Origin of the sequence: Pseudoalteromonas sp. meg-B1, from assembly GCF_003173795.1 — a bacterium.
GTDB lineage: Bacteria > Pseudomonadota > Gammaproteobacteria > Enterobacterales > Alteromonadaceae > Pseudoalteromonas > Pseudoalteromonas undina.
Map to the genome: position 1 here is coordinate 934,835 of NZ_QGQU01000001.1, position 13,459 is coordinate 948,293.

Below are 13,459 nucleotides of genomic sequence, written 5' to 3' on the forward strand. Positions count from 1 at the left end.
TAAATGGCTTGCTGCTAATGTAAATTTCGAAGCTCGTATTTATTTATAAAGGAGTTTAAATATGAATGTTACAACCCCAACAGCACCTAAGCCATTAGAACAACTAAATAAAGTAAACACCGTTCAAGACAATCCAGAGCAAAGCAAACAAGACTTTGCAGCTCTTCTAAACGATGAAGTTTCAATTCAAAATGGCGGAGGCGGACACCCTCTAAACCCTAAAAGACCAAAATAGTGGACTTGCCAACTTTAAACGTTTTATTAAGCTTTTCGCTCAACAAGTTAGAGTTAATTGCTTTTATAGTATCGTTTTTATTGGCGCTCTATCAAAAACCAAAAAGCTTATCTATTGCTATATCTGCCGGTGTAATGTCGGTGGGTCTAGCGCTAGGTGGTTACTTGCATGGTAACGTAATAAACCTGCTCAGCGTTCAAGACCAGGTTTATTATTGGTATTTAATCTGGGCTTTGTTTTCTTTAGCTCAAGCGTTCTTGGTACTCGGTGTTCATTGGTTCATTGGTGTGATGTTTAGTGATCAGGTTAAACTGGTGTTTATAACAATGGCGCTCAACGCCTTTTTAAACACCTTAATGTTTATTGATCGTAATGTTGTTGCACTTAATTTTGATAGTAGCCCTAACTTATACAGTGATGATAGTTGGCTACTGTGGGATATATATAGCATTGGGATAAATGCTAATCTGCTTTTTTTAGCGTTAGCGCTATTTTCCCGTGGTAAGTTAAAAGGCAAATATGTATGGATGTTCTTATTGTATTGTTGTTGCTTTGCGGTGTTATCGCTCTAGTCGTGTTTTCTTATAGGTTCTACATGCTGGAATCTATGGTAAAAATACCCGAGAGGCACTTACAAAAAATAACTGATGAATCACTTGTTGAGCTATGCAACTTGTTGAAACAAGAGGGAGTTCCGAAAGATATTGTTGAGCTTGTACGAAATCGCAAACTATCGAGCCGTACAGACCAATTAAGAGGTTTTACGAACAACCCTAGCAGTGACTTTATAGAGTTGATTAGAGGCGCAGAGGAGCTTATAGATAGGCAATACGAAACAGGCGAGGACTTATCTCAATCTATTTCAGCCTTACTTAAGTTAGCAAAGATAAATACCCATTAAAATAAGCAGCGAAAGCTGCTTTTTTATCCCCTTTGATTACCCAACTAAACCCGCGCGCCTATAGTGGGTAATTTACATTTACCCAACTAAACCCGCGCTATTACCCAATTTTGCTCGGCGGCTACAGTTACAAAACCATTTTGCGCTGTTTCCATATTGATAACGTAAAAAAACCACAACACTGTTAAATTTGCACCGGGTTGTAGCCCTTTATAAACGCGGGGTTGAATGAGTTATCCACGGTTTCTGTGGATAACTCTGTTTATTAAACTTTAAGAACATCAGCACCCCCAGCACTGTAGGGCGCTACAACGATTTCAAGTATTAAAAAGCTTTTTTTTTATATATTAAAAAACAAAGGCTTATGATTCAGCTTAGATAGCCACCTAAACGATAAATAAAATTTTTCGTGACGATAAAGCATCATCGCTAACTGTGTAATAAAGCAACAAAATCTAAAAGGTAAATGTTGCAAAAGTTACATAAATGTATTTAATTTGATTTTTAATGTGTTTGTGCAAAATTTATTTACAACAGCGTAAAAGTAATAGTTTGTAGATTAAAGGCTGATTTAGTTGTTTAGATTTAATAAAGCATGGCTTGAACTCTCCGGATGCTTTAAAATATGCCGTTCAGTAAAAGAGGCTTATTTATTTTATGCGCGCACATTCTCAATCACATACTCGCCCTGATTTACTCACTGCTCCAATCTTGCCTACGTTAAAGAAAATGACCGTTCCAATGATCTTTGGGATGATTACCCTGATGATGTTCAACATAGTTGATACTTTTTTTATTAGTTTATTGGGTACAGAGCCGCTTGCTGCAGTTAGTTTTACATTTCCTGTTACTTTTACCGTGATTAGTTTAGCAATTGGTTTAGGTATAGGGACTTCTGCGGTTATTGCAAAAGCATTAGGCAGTAACAATTTAGAAGAAGCGCGTTTTGATGCCAGTGTTTCGTTGTTGGTAGCGGTAATATTAGTATTAATTTTATCTGCTAGTGGCTATCTATTGATTGATCCAATATTTACGTTGCTTGGGGCTGGGGAGCAAGTACTCCCGCTAATTCATCAGTATATTAGTATTTGGTTTTTGGGCAGTGTGTTTTTAATTACCCCAATGATTGGCAATTCTGTACTGCGTGCGAGCGGTGATACTAAAACACCGAGTATTATTATGGGGGGGGCTGGACTTATAAATGCCGTACTCGATCCTATGCTGATTTTTGGCTTTGGTCCCATTCCCGCATTAGGCATTAAAGGGGCTGCTATTGCCAGTGTAATAGCTTGGGCAGTTGGAGTGGCGATTATTTTATACATATTAATTGCTAAAAAGCAGTTACTTAGTTTAAAAGCGGGCAAACAAACTGTTATTGGTGCAATTCGTAAAATTTTAAAAATTGGTTTACCGGCAGCGGGTGCTAACATGCTCACCCCAGTTGCTATGGCAGTAATGACTGCATTGGTTGCTCATCATGGCCCCGAAGCCGTGGCTGCTTTTGGGGTAGGGAGTCGAATAGAGTCAATAGCGAGTTTAGTGGTATTAGCCTTGTCGATGACCTTGCCACCTTTTATTAGCCAAAACTTTGGAGCGAGTCATTTTTCTCGCGTAAAAGATGCCTACCTAGGTACGCTCAAGTTTGTAATGTTGTGGCAGTTCATTATCTATATTATTTTAATTATTTTTTCAGGCGTCATTAGTGAAATATTTGGTAAAGAGCAAGCGGTTGTTGATGTCATCAAGCTGTTTATTTATACCATTCCTTTAAGTTATGGCTTGCAAGGAGTGATCATTTTATCAAACTCCTCGTTTAACGCTTTACACAAACCCATGAACGCCTTAGTTTTAAGCGTTATTCGATTGTTTGTTTTTTATATTCCCTTTGCGTATATCGGGAACGAACTTGCAGGCTTAATCGGCTTGTTTATTGGCGCGGCCATTGGTAATTTATTTACAGCACTTGTAGCCTACAAGTGGTTTATGAAAGAAATTGAAGCGTTAAGCAGTCAAGCATTACAGGAGTGTAGTCATTGAGCGATCATTTTCAGCTAGTATCAAAATTTAAACCCGCAGGGGATCAGCCAACCGCTATTGCTCAGTTGTGTGAAGGCTTAGAAGCCGGACTGGCCCAGCAAACCTTATTAGGCGCAACGGGAACAGGTAAAACGTTCACTATGGCTAACATTATTAGTGATTTAAACCGGCCAACTATTATTATGGCGCATAATAAAACCTTAGCGGCTCAGTTGTATGGCGAAATGAAAGAATTTTTTCCACACAATGCGGTTGAATACTTTGTATCTTACTACGATTACTACCAACCTGAAGCCTATGTGGTAGCCAGCGACACCTTTATCGAAAAAGACGCATCTATTAATGAGCATATAGAGCAAATGCGACTCAGCGCCACCAAAGCGCTTTTAGAGCGACGCGATACCATCATCGTTGCGTCAGTATCGGCAATTTATGGTTTGGGCGATCCTGACTCATACATGAAAATGATGCTCCTTTTAAAAGTGGGTGAAAAGGTCGACCAACGTGACATGCTGCGCCGTCTTGCAGAGCTACAATATACGCGAAACGATATTGATTTTAGTCGCGGTACATACCGCGTTCGTGGTGAAGTAGTTGATATATTTCCAGCTGAATCAGACACCTATGCAGTGCGTGTAGAAATGTTTGATGACGAAGTTGAACGCTTAAGTATTTTTGACCCATTAACCGGTGCGGTAGAAAAACACATAGTGCGTGCCACTATTTATCCTAAAACTCACTATGTAACGCCACGAGAAAAAATTCTCGAAGCCATAGAAAAAATTAAAACCGAACTTAAAGAGCGCAGAGCACAATTGCTCAGCGCAAATAAGTTAGTCGAAGAGCAACGCATAGCTCAGCGTACCCAATACGATATAGAAATGATGACCGAGCTTGGTTATTGCTCTGGTATTGAAAACTACAGCCGTTATTTATCGGGGCGTACACCTGGCGATCCACCGCCAACATTACTGGACTATTTACCCGACGATGCATTAATGATTATTGATGAATCGCACGTAACCGTATCGCAAATCGGTGCCATGTATAAAGGTGATAGAAGCCGTAAAGAAAACCTCGTTGAATATGGTTTTAGAATGCCCTCAGCTATGGATAACAGGCCACTGCGTTTTGAAGAGTTTGAGGCCATTGCACCACAAACCATTTATGTATCGGCCACCCCGGGCGACTTTGAATTAGAGCGCAGCAACGGCGAAGTTGCAGAGCAGGTTATTCGTCCAACCGGCTTACTTGACCCTGTTATTGAAGTGCGCCCGGTAGGCGATCAGGTTGATGATTTACTCTCAGAAATTTACAAATGTGTTGAATTAAAAGAGCGAGTGCTTGTAACCACGCTTACCAAACGTATGGCTGAGGATTTGACCGACTACCTGAGTGAGCACAATGTAAAAGTACGTTATTTACACTCTGACATTGATACCGTAGAGCGGGTAGAAATTATTCGTGATTTACGTGCCGGTGTATTTGATGTGTTAGTAGGCATTAACTTACTACGTGAAGGCTTAGATATGCCAGAAGTTGCACTAGTGGCTATTTTAGATGCCGATAAAGAAGGCTTTTTACGTTCAGCACGCTCACTTATTCAAACAATAGGCCGTGCGGCGCGCCACCTTGATGGTCGCGCTATTTTATACGGTGACAGAGTGACTAAATCGATGGCCAAAGCCATTGAAGAAACTGACCGACGTCGAGAAATACAACACGCTTATAATGTTAAGCACGGTATTGAGCCCAGTGCCTTGGTTAAAAAAATACTTGATGTAATGGATGTAGGTGAAGATGCCTCACCGCAAGACAATCTACAGCTTATTCGTAAAGACTCTAAAAAAATCCTCAGTGCTAAAGAGATTGCAACGCAAATTAAGCAGTTAGAGACCAAAATGCATGCGTATGCCAGTGATTTAGAATTTGAAAAAGCCGCCTCAGTGCGCGACGAAATACATGAACTACAACAACAGTTGATTAATTAAATGACAACCGATTTTACTCCCCTTATAAATGCTTTGGCAGACACGCCTTTTTCCGACAATGAGCTTTGCCGCGTTTTTCATGGGCGTGGCCACAGTGTGGAAGCGCTTAGTCATATTAACTTAGACTTTTACCCACCAAGTTTGTTTTTGGTGTCATACAGTGAAATTGACGAGGAAACACTCGCTGCACTCACCGATACGTTATGGCAATGGGCACAACAACATCATCCAGAGTTAATTACTGCATTGGTGTATCAACAGCGAGCTGGGCTACAAAGCCATAACACCCTTGTTCACGGTCAACTGCCAGTTCGTCATAGTGTAGCCGAAAATGGGGTGCGTTTTTTGGTTGATTTAATGAGTAAGCAAAACACCGGTATTTTTCCTGATATGCGAAAAGGCCGTGAGTTTGTCATGCAAAATAGTAAGCACGCCAAAGTACTTAATTTGTTTTCTTATACCTGTGGTTTTTCGGTTGCGGCTATGCACGGCGGTGCAGATCATGTGATGAACATGGATATGAGCAAAGGTGTGTTAAAAGTGGGTAAGCAAAACCACCAACTCAATAATGTCGATCGTGGGGTCAGTTTTTTACCGCACGATATTTTAAAGTCGTTTGGTAAGCTAAAAAAAGCCGCACCGTTTGATTTAATTATTGTTGATCCGCCCAGTTTTCAAAAAGGCAGTTTTATTTTAACCAAAGACTATCAAAAAGTGCTGCGCAGACTTCCTGAGCTTTTAAACGATACTACACAGTTATTGCTATGCGCTAATAGCCCAGAGCTTACAGAAAACGATTTTAAAGCACTTATTGAAGAGCATACTCAAGGTGCTATTGAGTTTGTTAAACGCCTAGAACCTACCGATCGCTTTATTGAAATTGATAGCGATAAAAGCTTAAAAGCATTGGTGTACAAAACAAAAACATAGTGAGTTAAATGAAACTGAGTAAACGTTTAAACGCCATCAATTCGTTAATTACACAGTCTTACGATATTGTTTGGGATTGTTGTTGCGATCATGGCTTTTTAGGTATGGCATTACTTGAGCGCGGCATAGCCAAACAAATAAACTTTGTTGATATTATTCCAGAGTTAATGGAAGCGCTTGAGCAGTCGCTACAACAATTTGAGCAAGGAAAGTCTTTGCCTTCATGGCAAGTGCACTGCGAAGATGTTGCACAGATTAAATTGCCAACAGATACCAAGCAAGTAATTGTTATTGCTGGGGTAGGGGGCGATTTATGCTTAAAGCTAATTCAGCAAATTATTGCTAATAACCCACAAAGCCTTAAACAGCTTAGTTTTATTATTTGCCCTATTATGCACCTTTATAAAGTACGTGCGGGTTTACAGGCGTGTAATTTACAGCTCGATAGCGAGCAAATTATTGTTGAAAACAAGCGTTTTTACGAAGTGCTACAAGTCAGTTTTAATGCCACGGGCACTATCACTAAAACGGGGGCTCATATGTGGGATACACATAACCCTCAACATCATCAATATCAGCAACAATTGCTTGACCATTATACTCGAATGCTCAATAAAGATAGACTTTACTATCAAAAAGTTATAACAGAGTATCAACGCGTATTTGAACGCTAAATACTGCCAAAAAGTGTGATCGCTTTTTATGATTAACTACGTAAAGTGCTTCATAGTTAATATCTTGCCGCTAGGCAGATTTATTTGGTTTATATATGTCAGATAACAACACAAAAATTGAGTCATTATTAGATGATGGGCAAAAATGGCAACACAGTTACGAGCAACCTATTTCGTATGCGCCCCTAGTACAACTGGCTAATAAAAATTGGATTGTTCCGCAGCATTTTTTGCGTTACAAGCATACGCTGGCCAGTGTTAATGAAGTGCTTAACGACATTAGTTTTTCCAACCACTTTAGTGTGCTAGCAGCTGAAAAAAACAGTGATGTTTATTTGCAAGTAGCAGTACTTAGCCCAGACAATTATCGCGCTGATAATAAAGCAAAAAAACTATTGTTTGGTCGCCGTTGGCCAGTAGAGCAGAACCTGCCTACCTCGGAGCTTATTCAAACTGCATTTTTAGCGTTAAAAGTGGCGCGTGAGCATGAGGTAAGAGAGCTTTTTCAGCTGCAACACCAAGGCGCAACCAGTACGCCATTTAATAATCATCATGACTTACCCGTTATGGCACAAAATCCCGAGCTTGTTAAAAGTACATCGTTTAAAAATATTTCATTGAACGAGCTGATAGATCGCCTTGTGTTTGCGGATAACCAAATAGAGCTAATTAACTGCCAAGCTATAATCACCGGTGAGCAGGTGTATACGGTTAAACTTCATTGCGATAGTTGCCAGCTGAGTGAGTTTAATAACAAAACTTTGTCATTTTTAGCACCGGATACAACAACAAATAGCTTTTTACATAGTTTTATTGCCGCATTGGTTGCTATAAGTAATGATTATGTGAGCGAGCATTTTAAATACCAAGGTTTTGCACGTTTTAGTAAGCATGTACAGGCGGAGCAAATAGGCGAGTTAAGTGTTTCTATGCGTTCGCCAAGTTCAGTTAGTTTGTGCTCAATGGGTAAACAAGAGGCGAATCAGTTAAATTTTGAGATAGACAGTGGCCGAGCGCCACAAGGGTGTGGTCAAGCAATTGGTGGTTTTTTAGCTGCCCATGGCATTGAGCAGCCTGAAAACGCACATTTATACCCAAATTACTTGTAACGTATAAATTAAAGTTTGTTTATTTCTTGTTTTACGTTGTAGCTTGAGTCGGTAACAATGGCTTCAAGTGTTTGTACTCGTTGTTTAAGTTCACTCACTTGAGCGGTTACCTCAGCTAGTTGTTTGTGTGCGTCTTGATTGTTGTCCTGTACTTTATGTTTAAATTCAAGGTGCTTTTTATACATATCGTAAATAACTCCCGAACCTACAGAAATAAGTACAATGAGAACTATCATTGTTGTGCCAGACATAATTACTTCCTTTAACTTTTCTTTAAGCTTAAATTATAACCATAATTAAGCGCTCATAAAGCTAATTAATTGTAACTTTATTTGTATTTATAAATATTCGATAAGTCATTGTTATTATTTGTGACGCCACCATATAGTAATTATGAAGTTTTTTAATCGATACAAGGAGTAGGTATGTTAAATAATAAAATTCCACCGGTTGTGGTTGTGGTGTTTTTTGCTGCTGTAATGGCACTGATTGCACATTATACCGTGATTGATTTTAGCGCATTTATTACTTATCTCTCGCTAGCACTTGTCGCTACTGGGTGTATATTTTGTATTGCTGGGGTCGTGAGTTTCCGGTTTGCTAAAACAACAGTACTACCTAACAAACCAGAACAAGCGTCTAGTTTAGTTACCTCAGGTGTTTATAAATTCTCTCGTAATCCGATGTATTTAGGTTTTGCGTTTATATTAGCAGGCTGGGGCGTGTGGCTGGGTTCAATGTGGGCTTTTTTAGGTGTAGCAGGGTTTATTGCTTACATTACCTTATTTCAAATAATCCCAGAGGAACGGGCGTTACATCAGTTATTTGGTGAGCAATTTGACGATTATAAATCACGAGTAAAACGCTGGCTTTAACGTTTTATCGCAACAAAAAAGGCTACCCTTGGTAGCCTTTTAGTGTATTAACGTTGAACTTTACTCATATTCAAGCGGGTCTGTCACGTTGTTAAGCTCAAAGGCCTCTAAACGTTCTTGGCAGGCACCACATTTACCACACGCTTTGTCACGACCATTATAACAGGTCCATGTTTGGCTGTAGTCTAAGCCCATTTTAATACCATCGGTTAAAATATCGATTTTAGTATTGTTTAAATACGGGCTAAAAATTTCTACTGCATCGTAATTTGCAATACGACATACATCATCCATCTTTTTAACAAACTCAGGACGACAGTCAGGGTAAATTGCATGATCGCCTGAATGCGCGCCGTAATATACTTTGCTCGCTTTAAGCGACACTGCATAACCTACCGCTAAGGAAAGTAAAATCATATTGCGGTTAGGCACAATGGTGCTTTTCATGCTTTCTTCTTCGTAATGGCCTTCTGGCACATCAATATCGTCTGTTAACGACGAACCACCAATAAGCTGATTAATTGCTGATATATCAACAATTTTGTGCGGGACATTTAGCTTTTCACATACGTTGGCGGCAACTTTAAGTTCTTTAACATGACGCTGACCATAATCAAACGAGAGGGCATAAACATCATGGCCTTGCTGCAAGGCTTTATTTAATACAGTAAATGAGTCCATACCGCCGGAATAAATAACAACTACTTTTTGCGTCATACGTGGTTTGCTCTTTAGTTTTGATAGAGGTTTATATCAGGGCGCGATATACTACACGGCCAAGGCATAAATGACAATTTTTGCACCGTGCTTTGCGATTTTTAATAGTAACAATTTTGCCGTCAGGTTGTAAGTGAGATTTCTTTTGTACAAAATTAATGAAGTGTTTGAAACCATTCAAGGTGAAGCGAGCTTTACCGGTACGCCGTCTATATTTTTACGCCTGCAAGGTTGTCCTGTGGGATGTTCGTGGTGTGACACTAAACAAACCTGGGATGTTGATAATGTATATAAAGTATCACTAGATGACACGGTAGAAAAAAAAGCCGACTCAGATCATTGGGCTGAGGCCAGTGCCGCGCAGGTCCTGGAGTTATTTAAATCCCGTGGCTATACCGCCAAGCATGTTGTGATCACCGGTGGTGAACCTTGCATGTACGATTTAAATCCGGTATGTAATTTATTGCATGATCATGGCTTTAGCACGCAAATAGAAACCAGTGGCACCTTTGAAATTCTCGCCCCTGCCCAAACGTGGGTTACGGTATCGCCAAAAATTAATATGCGTGGTGGTTACAAAGTATTGAGCAGTGCTATGCAACGCGCCGATGAAATTAAACATCCGGTTGCTATGCAAAAGCACGTAGAAGAACTGGAAGAGTTATTTGTCGCCACGGGTGTTAACCCAAAACTGGTATATTTACAGCCAATCAGCCAAAAAACGTCGGCAACTAAATTAGCCATTGATACCTGTATCGCCAAAAACTGGCGTTTATCAATTCAAGTACATAAGTATTTGGGTATTAGTTAAACAGGAAGAGCAGTTATAAGTGCTTAGCTGTAAGCGTTAAACTGCTTGGCGTTAAGTTATATTACGTAGGTTGGGTGAGTAAACCCCAACCTAACTCAACAAATTTCAGCTCATAAAGCCAAGCAGGCTTTAAATATAATTTTCCTCAATAAACTGGCACCACTGCGGTGTATTTAATTCTGGTACGTTTGGCTTATCTCTAATACCGAGTTTAAACATGATCACAGAGCGCCATTCTAAAGAGCCAATGTCTGGCCCATGTCCATAACCGTCACCGGTATTAATTTGCTGTTCAACATGGTTAAACCATGCTTCAGAGCACGGCGAATATGTTTCATCCTTTTGCGCAACACTACTGCATCCAGCAATAATGAGTAATAAAGGGGCCATTAATAGTCTCATATTTTACCTATGTGTTTATTTTGCTAATCGCTGCTGTGTTAAGTTTAAACGCTTATGTGAGCTGTATACTTGCAACCTTTCATCGTCCGTAATTAAAAATGCATCCATTTCTACAGAGATTAACGCAGATATGGGGAAAATCTCTAAAACACCAAGATCAGCAAGTTTGGCTGAAAGAAGTGCCGTTTTGCCGTTAGCAATAAAGGTAGAGTCTTGATCACGGTAATCGCCATCTACATATAGTTTTGCACCATTAAACCATGAGTTAACAATTTTAATTTTATGACCCTTGACCGTGAATTCGAACTCTTTTCTCATTTTAAAACTCCATTTTTCGAAAATATATAATATTTTGCCGACGCAAATAAACGGCTAAAAATAGTTGGCATCAATTTGTGGAGAGCGAACAAAGCGATCTGTTTTTATCCCACTTTTAATTTGTTTTGTTCAATTGCGATTTGCACAATACATTTTGGTTAAGTTTATTACCAAACAAAAACTTCAGCCTTTCTGTACCACCCGTTTTTCGTAAAACTCTTGTAATGTAATTTCTTTTTGTTCATAACTCATTAGCTGCCAAAAGCCGTAAAAACATTTGAACCAAAAGTAATAAAACATAGCTCCAACAGCCAATAAAAAATATGTTGATTTACCAACTTTTCGTTTGTACTTTAACGCGCAATAAAAAAACCAGACACAGCTTAAAACTGCCACCATTAAAAATGCATAAAAAGGTGTGATTGCAGTATCAATATTATCCCAAAGTGAGCTTAGGCAAATTGAAACCGAAGCTAACATCATAGAGAAAATTAAAGTAATTTTAAAAAAGAAATATAATAAAACAGTAGTAAATACCGCATATAAGATCCCGCCTTCCTTGCACTCTTATCTATTCAATACTTGTCCTTATTGAGCGATTTAATAATCTTATAGTGCGCGAGTCGCGCAGGTTTCTACTATGCCACGCTCATTTATTTATATAGTTTTAACAAATTACCTAAGATATTACTATTACTAAGTTTCTATGACTTTCAAGCAAAGCTGATACTAAAATGCGTTGTTATTGAGCAGCGCTCTTGTTTTTATTTTGTTGAGCCTTGAGCCTTGAGCCTTGAGCCTTGAGCCTTGAGCCTTGAGCCTTGAGCCTTGAGCCTTGAGCCTTGAGCCTTGAGCCTTGAGCCTTGAGCCTTGAGCCTTGAGCCTTGAGCCTCAAACTAACACCTAAGTTTGCAAAGTACGCTGGTGGTGCATATATTAAACTAAGTGATCGGGAGAATGCGCTTGGCTAGATACTTACTACTGTTTTTTGTTTTTTCTTATGTTTGTATAAACTCGGCTTTTGCGAGTGTAAAAGTTGGCGTAACTCACTGGGTTGATTACACCAATCCGGATGAAACAGGCGTTTATATTGATCTACTTAAAGAAGTTTATGCAGATGAACAGCTCGAGTTTGATTTTAGTACTTACAAACGAATTACCAATTTATTTGAACAAAAACAGTATGACTTCGTAATTGGTGTTGCTAAAGAAGATATCCCTTTAGCCTATTATCCTCATTGGTACTTAGATTATGATTATCCAATTAATGCCTATTTTTTAAATTCCACTCATAACTTTAATAAGTTATCTGATTTTAACAACAAAGTATTAAGCTGGCTCGACGGCTATAATTTCGATAAGTTTATTGAATACCCACACGATTATTACCCGGTGTCTACTATTGAAAACGCAGTGGCTCTGCTACTGAATAAACGTATAGATGCTTTCGTTGATTTTGACTACAACATTCCTAAAGAGTATAAATCAAAGCTTAATTATGTAGAGCTTGTACCTGCAAGGCCTATTTATTTAGCCTTTTCGAACGATGAAAAGGGCAGAGCCTTGGCGCGAAAATTTGACCAAACCATGCCAAAATTAAAATCATCGGGACGGTTGCAGGAATTATATAAATCAGATTATGACAATACGCGGTTTGCTGACTTTGACGCAAGTAAAATAAAAATCGTATTGAGTAGTAACGATGAGTCTTTGCTGCGACTGAACTCAGTTACTGAAGAAAAATCACTCGACGCACAGCTTTATAAATTAATTTTGACTGAAATGCGAGACTACAGAGTTGAGTTTGTAAAAGCGCCGAATACAAATAATGAAGTTCAATTTGGCACTAATTATTGTTATGCCAATAAAATTAACACCCCAGAACGAGCAAACCGCTATTTAATATCAAAGCCGTTTTCTTTGTATCTCGCTCCGCGACTTTATTCTCCTACTGATTTAACTGAATTTAAGCATATGAAAAATTTAGACGAGTTAGTGTCTCAAAGTGAATTAAGGTTGGGATTATCAAAATTCAGAATATTCTCCGAAGACATTATGTCTCTACTTGAAGAAGTAGATAAAACTAAAATAAAACCAGCGCCCACTAATATATTCTCTAGATTACAACAATTAGCTAAGTTGCAAGAATTTGATGCGTCTATTGAATACCCCAGCGATGTAGCCACGTATTGGCAGGATATAACAGACGCAGACATTCACTCCTTTGATTTGAAATTAAATACATCGTTTACTGTTGGGCATTTAATGTGTGAGCGCAGTGAAGAAAATATAAAATTTGTTCATGATTTTAATAATACACTCTCAAAATTAATTCAAAGCGATAAATACAAAGCGCATATATATCACTTTGCGGCTGACTTACCTGCTGAAGAGTTTAATAAAATTTATCAGCAAGCACTGTTGGGTGAAAAGTAAGAACGCAAGCACAGCGTAGTTTT

15 protein-coding genes are annotated in these 13,459 nt (G+C 38.9%); 11 read left to right on the forward strand and 4 right to left on the reverse strand.

Annotated features, from left to right (window positions below):
• The first annotated feature begins 61 nt into the window (after positions 1-61).
• From DK924_RS18725 to DK924_RS04580, 8 genes are all read left to right on the forward strand, one after another.
• Positions 62-235, forward strand: coding sequence for a hypothetical protein (locus DK924_RS18725; protein ID WP_181388741.1), 174 nt, complete (start codon positions 62-64; stop codon positions 233-235).
• The gene (locus DK924_RS04550) at positions 235-807 is read left to right on the forward strand and encodes a hypothetical protein (protein ID WP_109874450.1); all 573 of its coding nucleotides are present in this window, start codon (positions 235-237) and stop codon (positions 805-807) included. The genes DK924_RS18725 and DK924_RS04550 overlap by 1 nt, the downstream gene beginning before the upstream one ends.
• Positions 808-830: 23 nt before the next feature.
• Positions 831-1,136: a hypothetical protein gene (locus DK924_RS04555; RefSeq protein WP_109874451.1), complete on the forward strand. Its 306-nt coding sequence runs from the start codon at positions 831-833 to the stop codon at positions 1,134-1,136.
• Positions 1,137-1,793: 657 nt separating this feature from the next.
• Positions 1,794-3,173: an MATE family efflux transporter gene (locus tag DK924_RS04560; protein ID WP_055013372.1), complete on the forward strand. Its 1,380-nt coding sequence runs from the start codon at positions 1,794-1,796 to the stop codon at positions 3,171-3,173.
• Positions 3,170-5,164, forward strand: a complete 1,995-nt coding sequence (uvrB, locus tag DK924_RS04565) for an excinuclease ABC subunit UvrB (protein WP_109874452.1) — start codon at positions 3,170-3,172, stop codon at positions 5,162-5,164. Before DK924_RS04560 ends, uvrB begins: the two co-directional genes overlap by 4 nt.
• A complete protein-coding gene (locus tag DK924_RS04570; RefSeq protein ID WP_109874453.1) occupies positions 5,165-6,094 on the forward strand; it encodes a class I SAM-dependent methyltransferase in 930 nt (309 codons plus the stop codon). It abuts the gene before it with no gap.
• An 8-nt stretch (positions 6,095-6,102) separates the two neighbouring features.
• A complete protein-coding gene (locus DK924_RS04575; protein WP_109874454.1) occupies positions 6,103-6,768 on the forward strand; it encodes a tRNA (adenine(22)-N(1))-methyltransferase TrmK in 666 nt (221 codons plus the stop codon).
• Between the two features lie 95 nt (positions 6,769-6,863).
• Positions 6,864-7,877, forward strand: a complete 1,014-nt coding sequence (locus DK924_RS04580; RefSeq protein ID WP_109874455.1) for a hypothetical protein — start codon at positions 6,864-6,866, stop codon at positions 7,875-7,877.
• An 8-nt stretch (positions 7,878-7,885) separates the two neighbouring features.
• On the opposite strand, the gene DK924_RS04585 is transcribed toward DK924_RS04580, so the two are convergent.
• Positions 7,886-8,128 carry a hypothetical protein gene (locus DK924_RS04585; RefSeq protein ID WP_010388451.1) on the reverse strand — a complete coding sequence of 81 codons (243 nt, stop codon included), beginning with the start codon at positions 8,126-8,128 and terminating at the stop codon, positions 7,886-7,888.
• A gap of 174 nt (positions 8,129-8,302) precedes the next feature.
• Between DK924_RS04585 and DK924_RS04590 the strand changes: the two genes are divergently transcribed.
• The gene (locus DK924_RS04590) at positions 8,303-8,752 is read left to right on the forward strand and encodes an isoprenylcysteine carboxylmethyltransferase family protein (protein WP_054201169.1); all 450 of its coding nucleotides are present in this window, start codon (positions 8,303-8,305) and stop codon (positions 8,750-8,752) included.
• A 60-nt stretch (positions 8,753-8,812) separates the two neighbouring features.
• Here DK924_RS04590 and queC read toward each other — a convergent pair whose 3' ends face one another.
• The gene (queC, locus tag DK924_RS04595) at positions 8,813-9,469 is read right to left on the reverse strand and encodes a 7-cyano-7-deazaguanine synthase QueC (protein ID WP_008110177.1); all 657 of its coding nucleotides are present in this window, start codon (positions 9,467-9,469) and stop codon (positions 8,813-8,815) included.
• 145 nt (positions 9,470-9,614) lie between these two features.
• Here queC and queE point away from each other — a divergent pair, with 145 nt between their 5' ends.
• On the forward strand, positions 9,615-10,280 hold the full coding sequence (queE, locus tag DK924_RS04600) for a 7-carboxy-7-deazaguanine synthase QueE (protein WP_055013381.1): 666 nt from the start codon (positions 9,615-9,617) through the stop codon (positions 10,278-10,280).
• Between the two features lie 129 nt (positions 10,281-10,409).
• Here queE and DK924_RS04605 read toward each other — a convergent pair whose 3' ends face one another.
• Both DK924_RS04605 and DK924_RS04610 read right to left on the reverse strand, forming a co-directional pair.
• A complete protein-coding gene (locus DK924_RS04605; protein WP_109874456.1) occupies positions 10,410-10,682 on the reverse strand; it encodes a hypothetical protein in 273 nt (90 codons plus the stop codon).
• A 15-nt stretch (positions 10,683-10,697) separates the two neighbouring features.
• Positions 10,698-11,000: a hypothetical protein gene (locus tag DK924_RS04610; protein WP_055013378.1), complete on the reverse strand. Its 303-nt coding sequence runs from the start codon at positions 10,998-11,000 to the stop codon at positions 10,698-10,700.
• Between the two features lie 957 nt (positions 11,001-11,957).
• Here DK924_RS04610 and DK924_RS04620 point away from each other — a divergent pair.
• The gene (locus tag DK924_RS04620) at positions 11,958-13,436 is read left to right on the forward strand and encodes an ABC transporter substrate-binding protein (protein WP_109874458.1); all 1,479 of its coding nucleotides are present in this window, start codon (positions 11,958-11,960) and stop codon (positions 13,434-13,436) included.
• The last annotated feature ends 23 nt before the right edge of the window (positions 13,437-13,459 follow it).

Excerpts from the sequence above, each read along its gene's own strand:
- DK924_RS18725 (WP_181388741.1), top strand. The coding sequence starts at position 62 with ATGAATGTTACAACCCCAACAGCACCTAAGCCATTAGAACAACTAAAT.
- DK924_RS04555 (WP_109874451.1), top strand. The coding sequence starts at position 831 with ATGCTGGAATCTATGGTAAAAATACCCGAGAGGCACTTACAAAAAATA.
- DK924_RS04560 (WP_055013372.1), top strand. The coding sequence starts at position 1,794 with ATGCGCGCACATTCTCAATCACATACTCGCCCTGATTTACTCACTGCT.
- DK924_RS04570 (WP_109874453.1), top strand. The coding sequence starts at position 5,165 with ATGACAACCGATTTTACTCCCCTTATAAATGCTTTGGCAGACACGCCT.
- DK924_RS04575 (WP_109874454.1), top strand. The coding sequence starts at position 6,103 with ATGAAACTGAGTAAACGTTTAAACGCCATCAATTCGTTAATTACACAG.
- DK924_RS04580 (WP_109874455.1), top strand. The coding sequence starts at position 6,864 with ATGTCAGATAACAACACAAAAATTGAGTCATTATTAGATGATGGGCAA.
- DK924_RS04585 (WP_010388451.1), bottom strand. The coding sequence starts at position 8,128 with ATGTCTGGCACAACAATGATAGTTCTCATTGTACTTATTTCTGTAGGT.
- DK924_RS04590 (WP_054201169.1), top strand. The coding sequence starts at position 8,303 with ATGTTAAATAATAAAATTCCACCGGTTGTGGTTGTGGTGTTTTTTGCT.
- queC (WP_008110177.1), bottom strand. The coding sequence starts at position 9,469 with ATGACGCAAAAAGTAGTTGTTATTTATTCCGGCGGTATGGACTCATTT.
- DK924_RS04605 (WP_109874456.1), bottom strand. The coding sequence starts at position 10,682 with ATGAGACTATTAATGGCCCCTTTATTACTCATTATTGCTGGATGCAGT.
- DK924_RS04610 (WP_055013378.1), bottom strand. The coding sequence starts at position 11,000 with ATGAGAAAAGAGTTCGAATTCACGGTCAAGGGTCATAAAATTAAAATT.
- DK924_RS04620 (WP_109874458.1), top strand. The coding sequence starts at position 11,958 with ATGCGCTTGGCTAGATACTTACTACTGTTTTTTGTTTTTTCTTATGTT.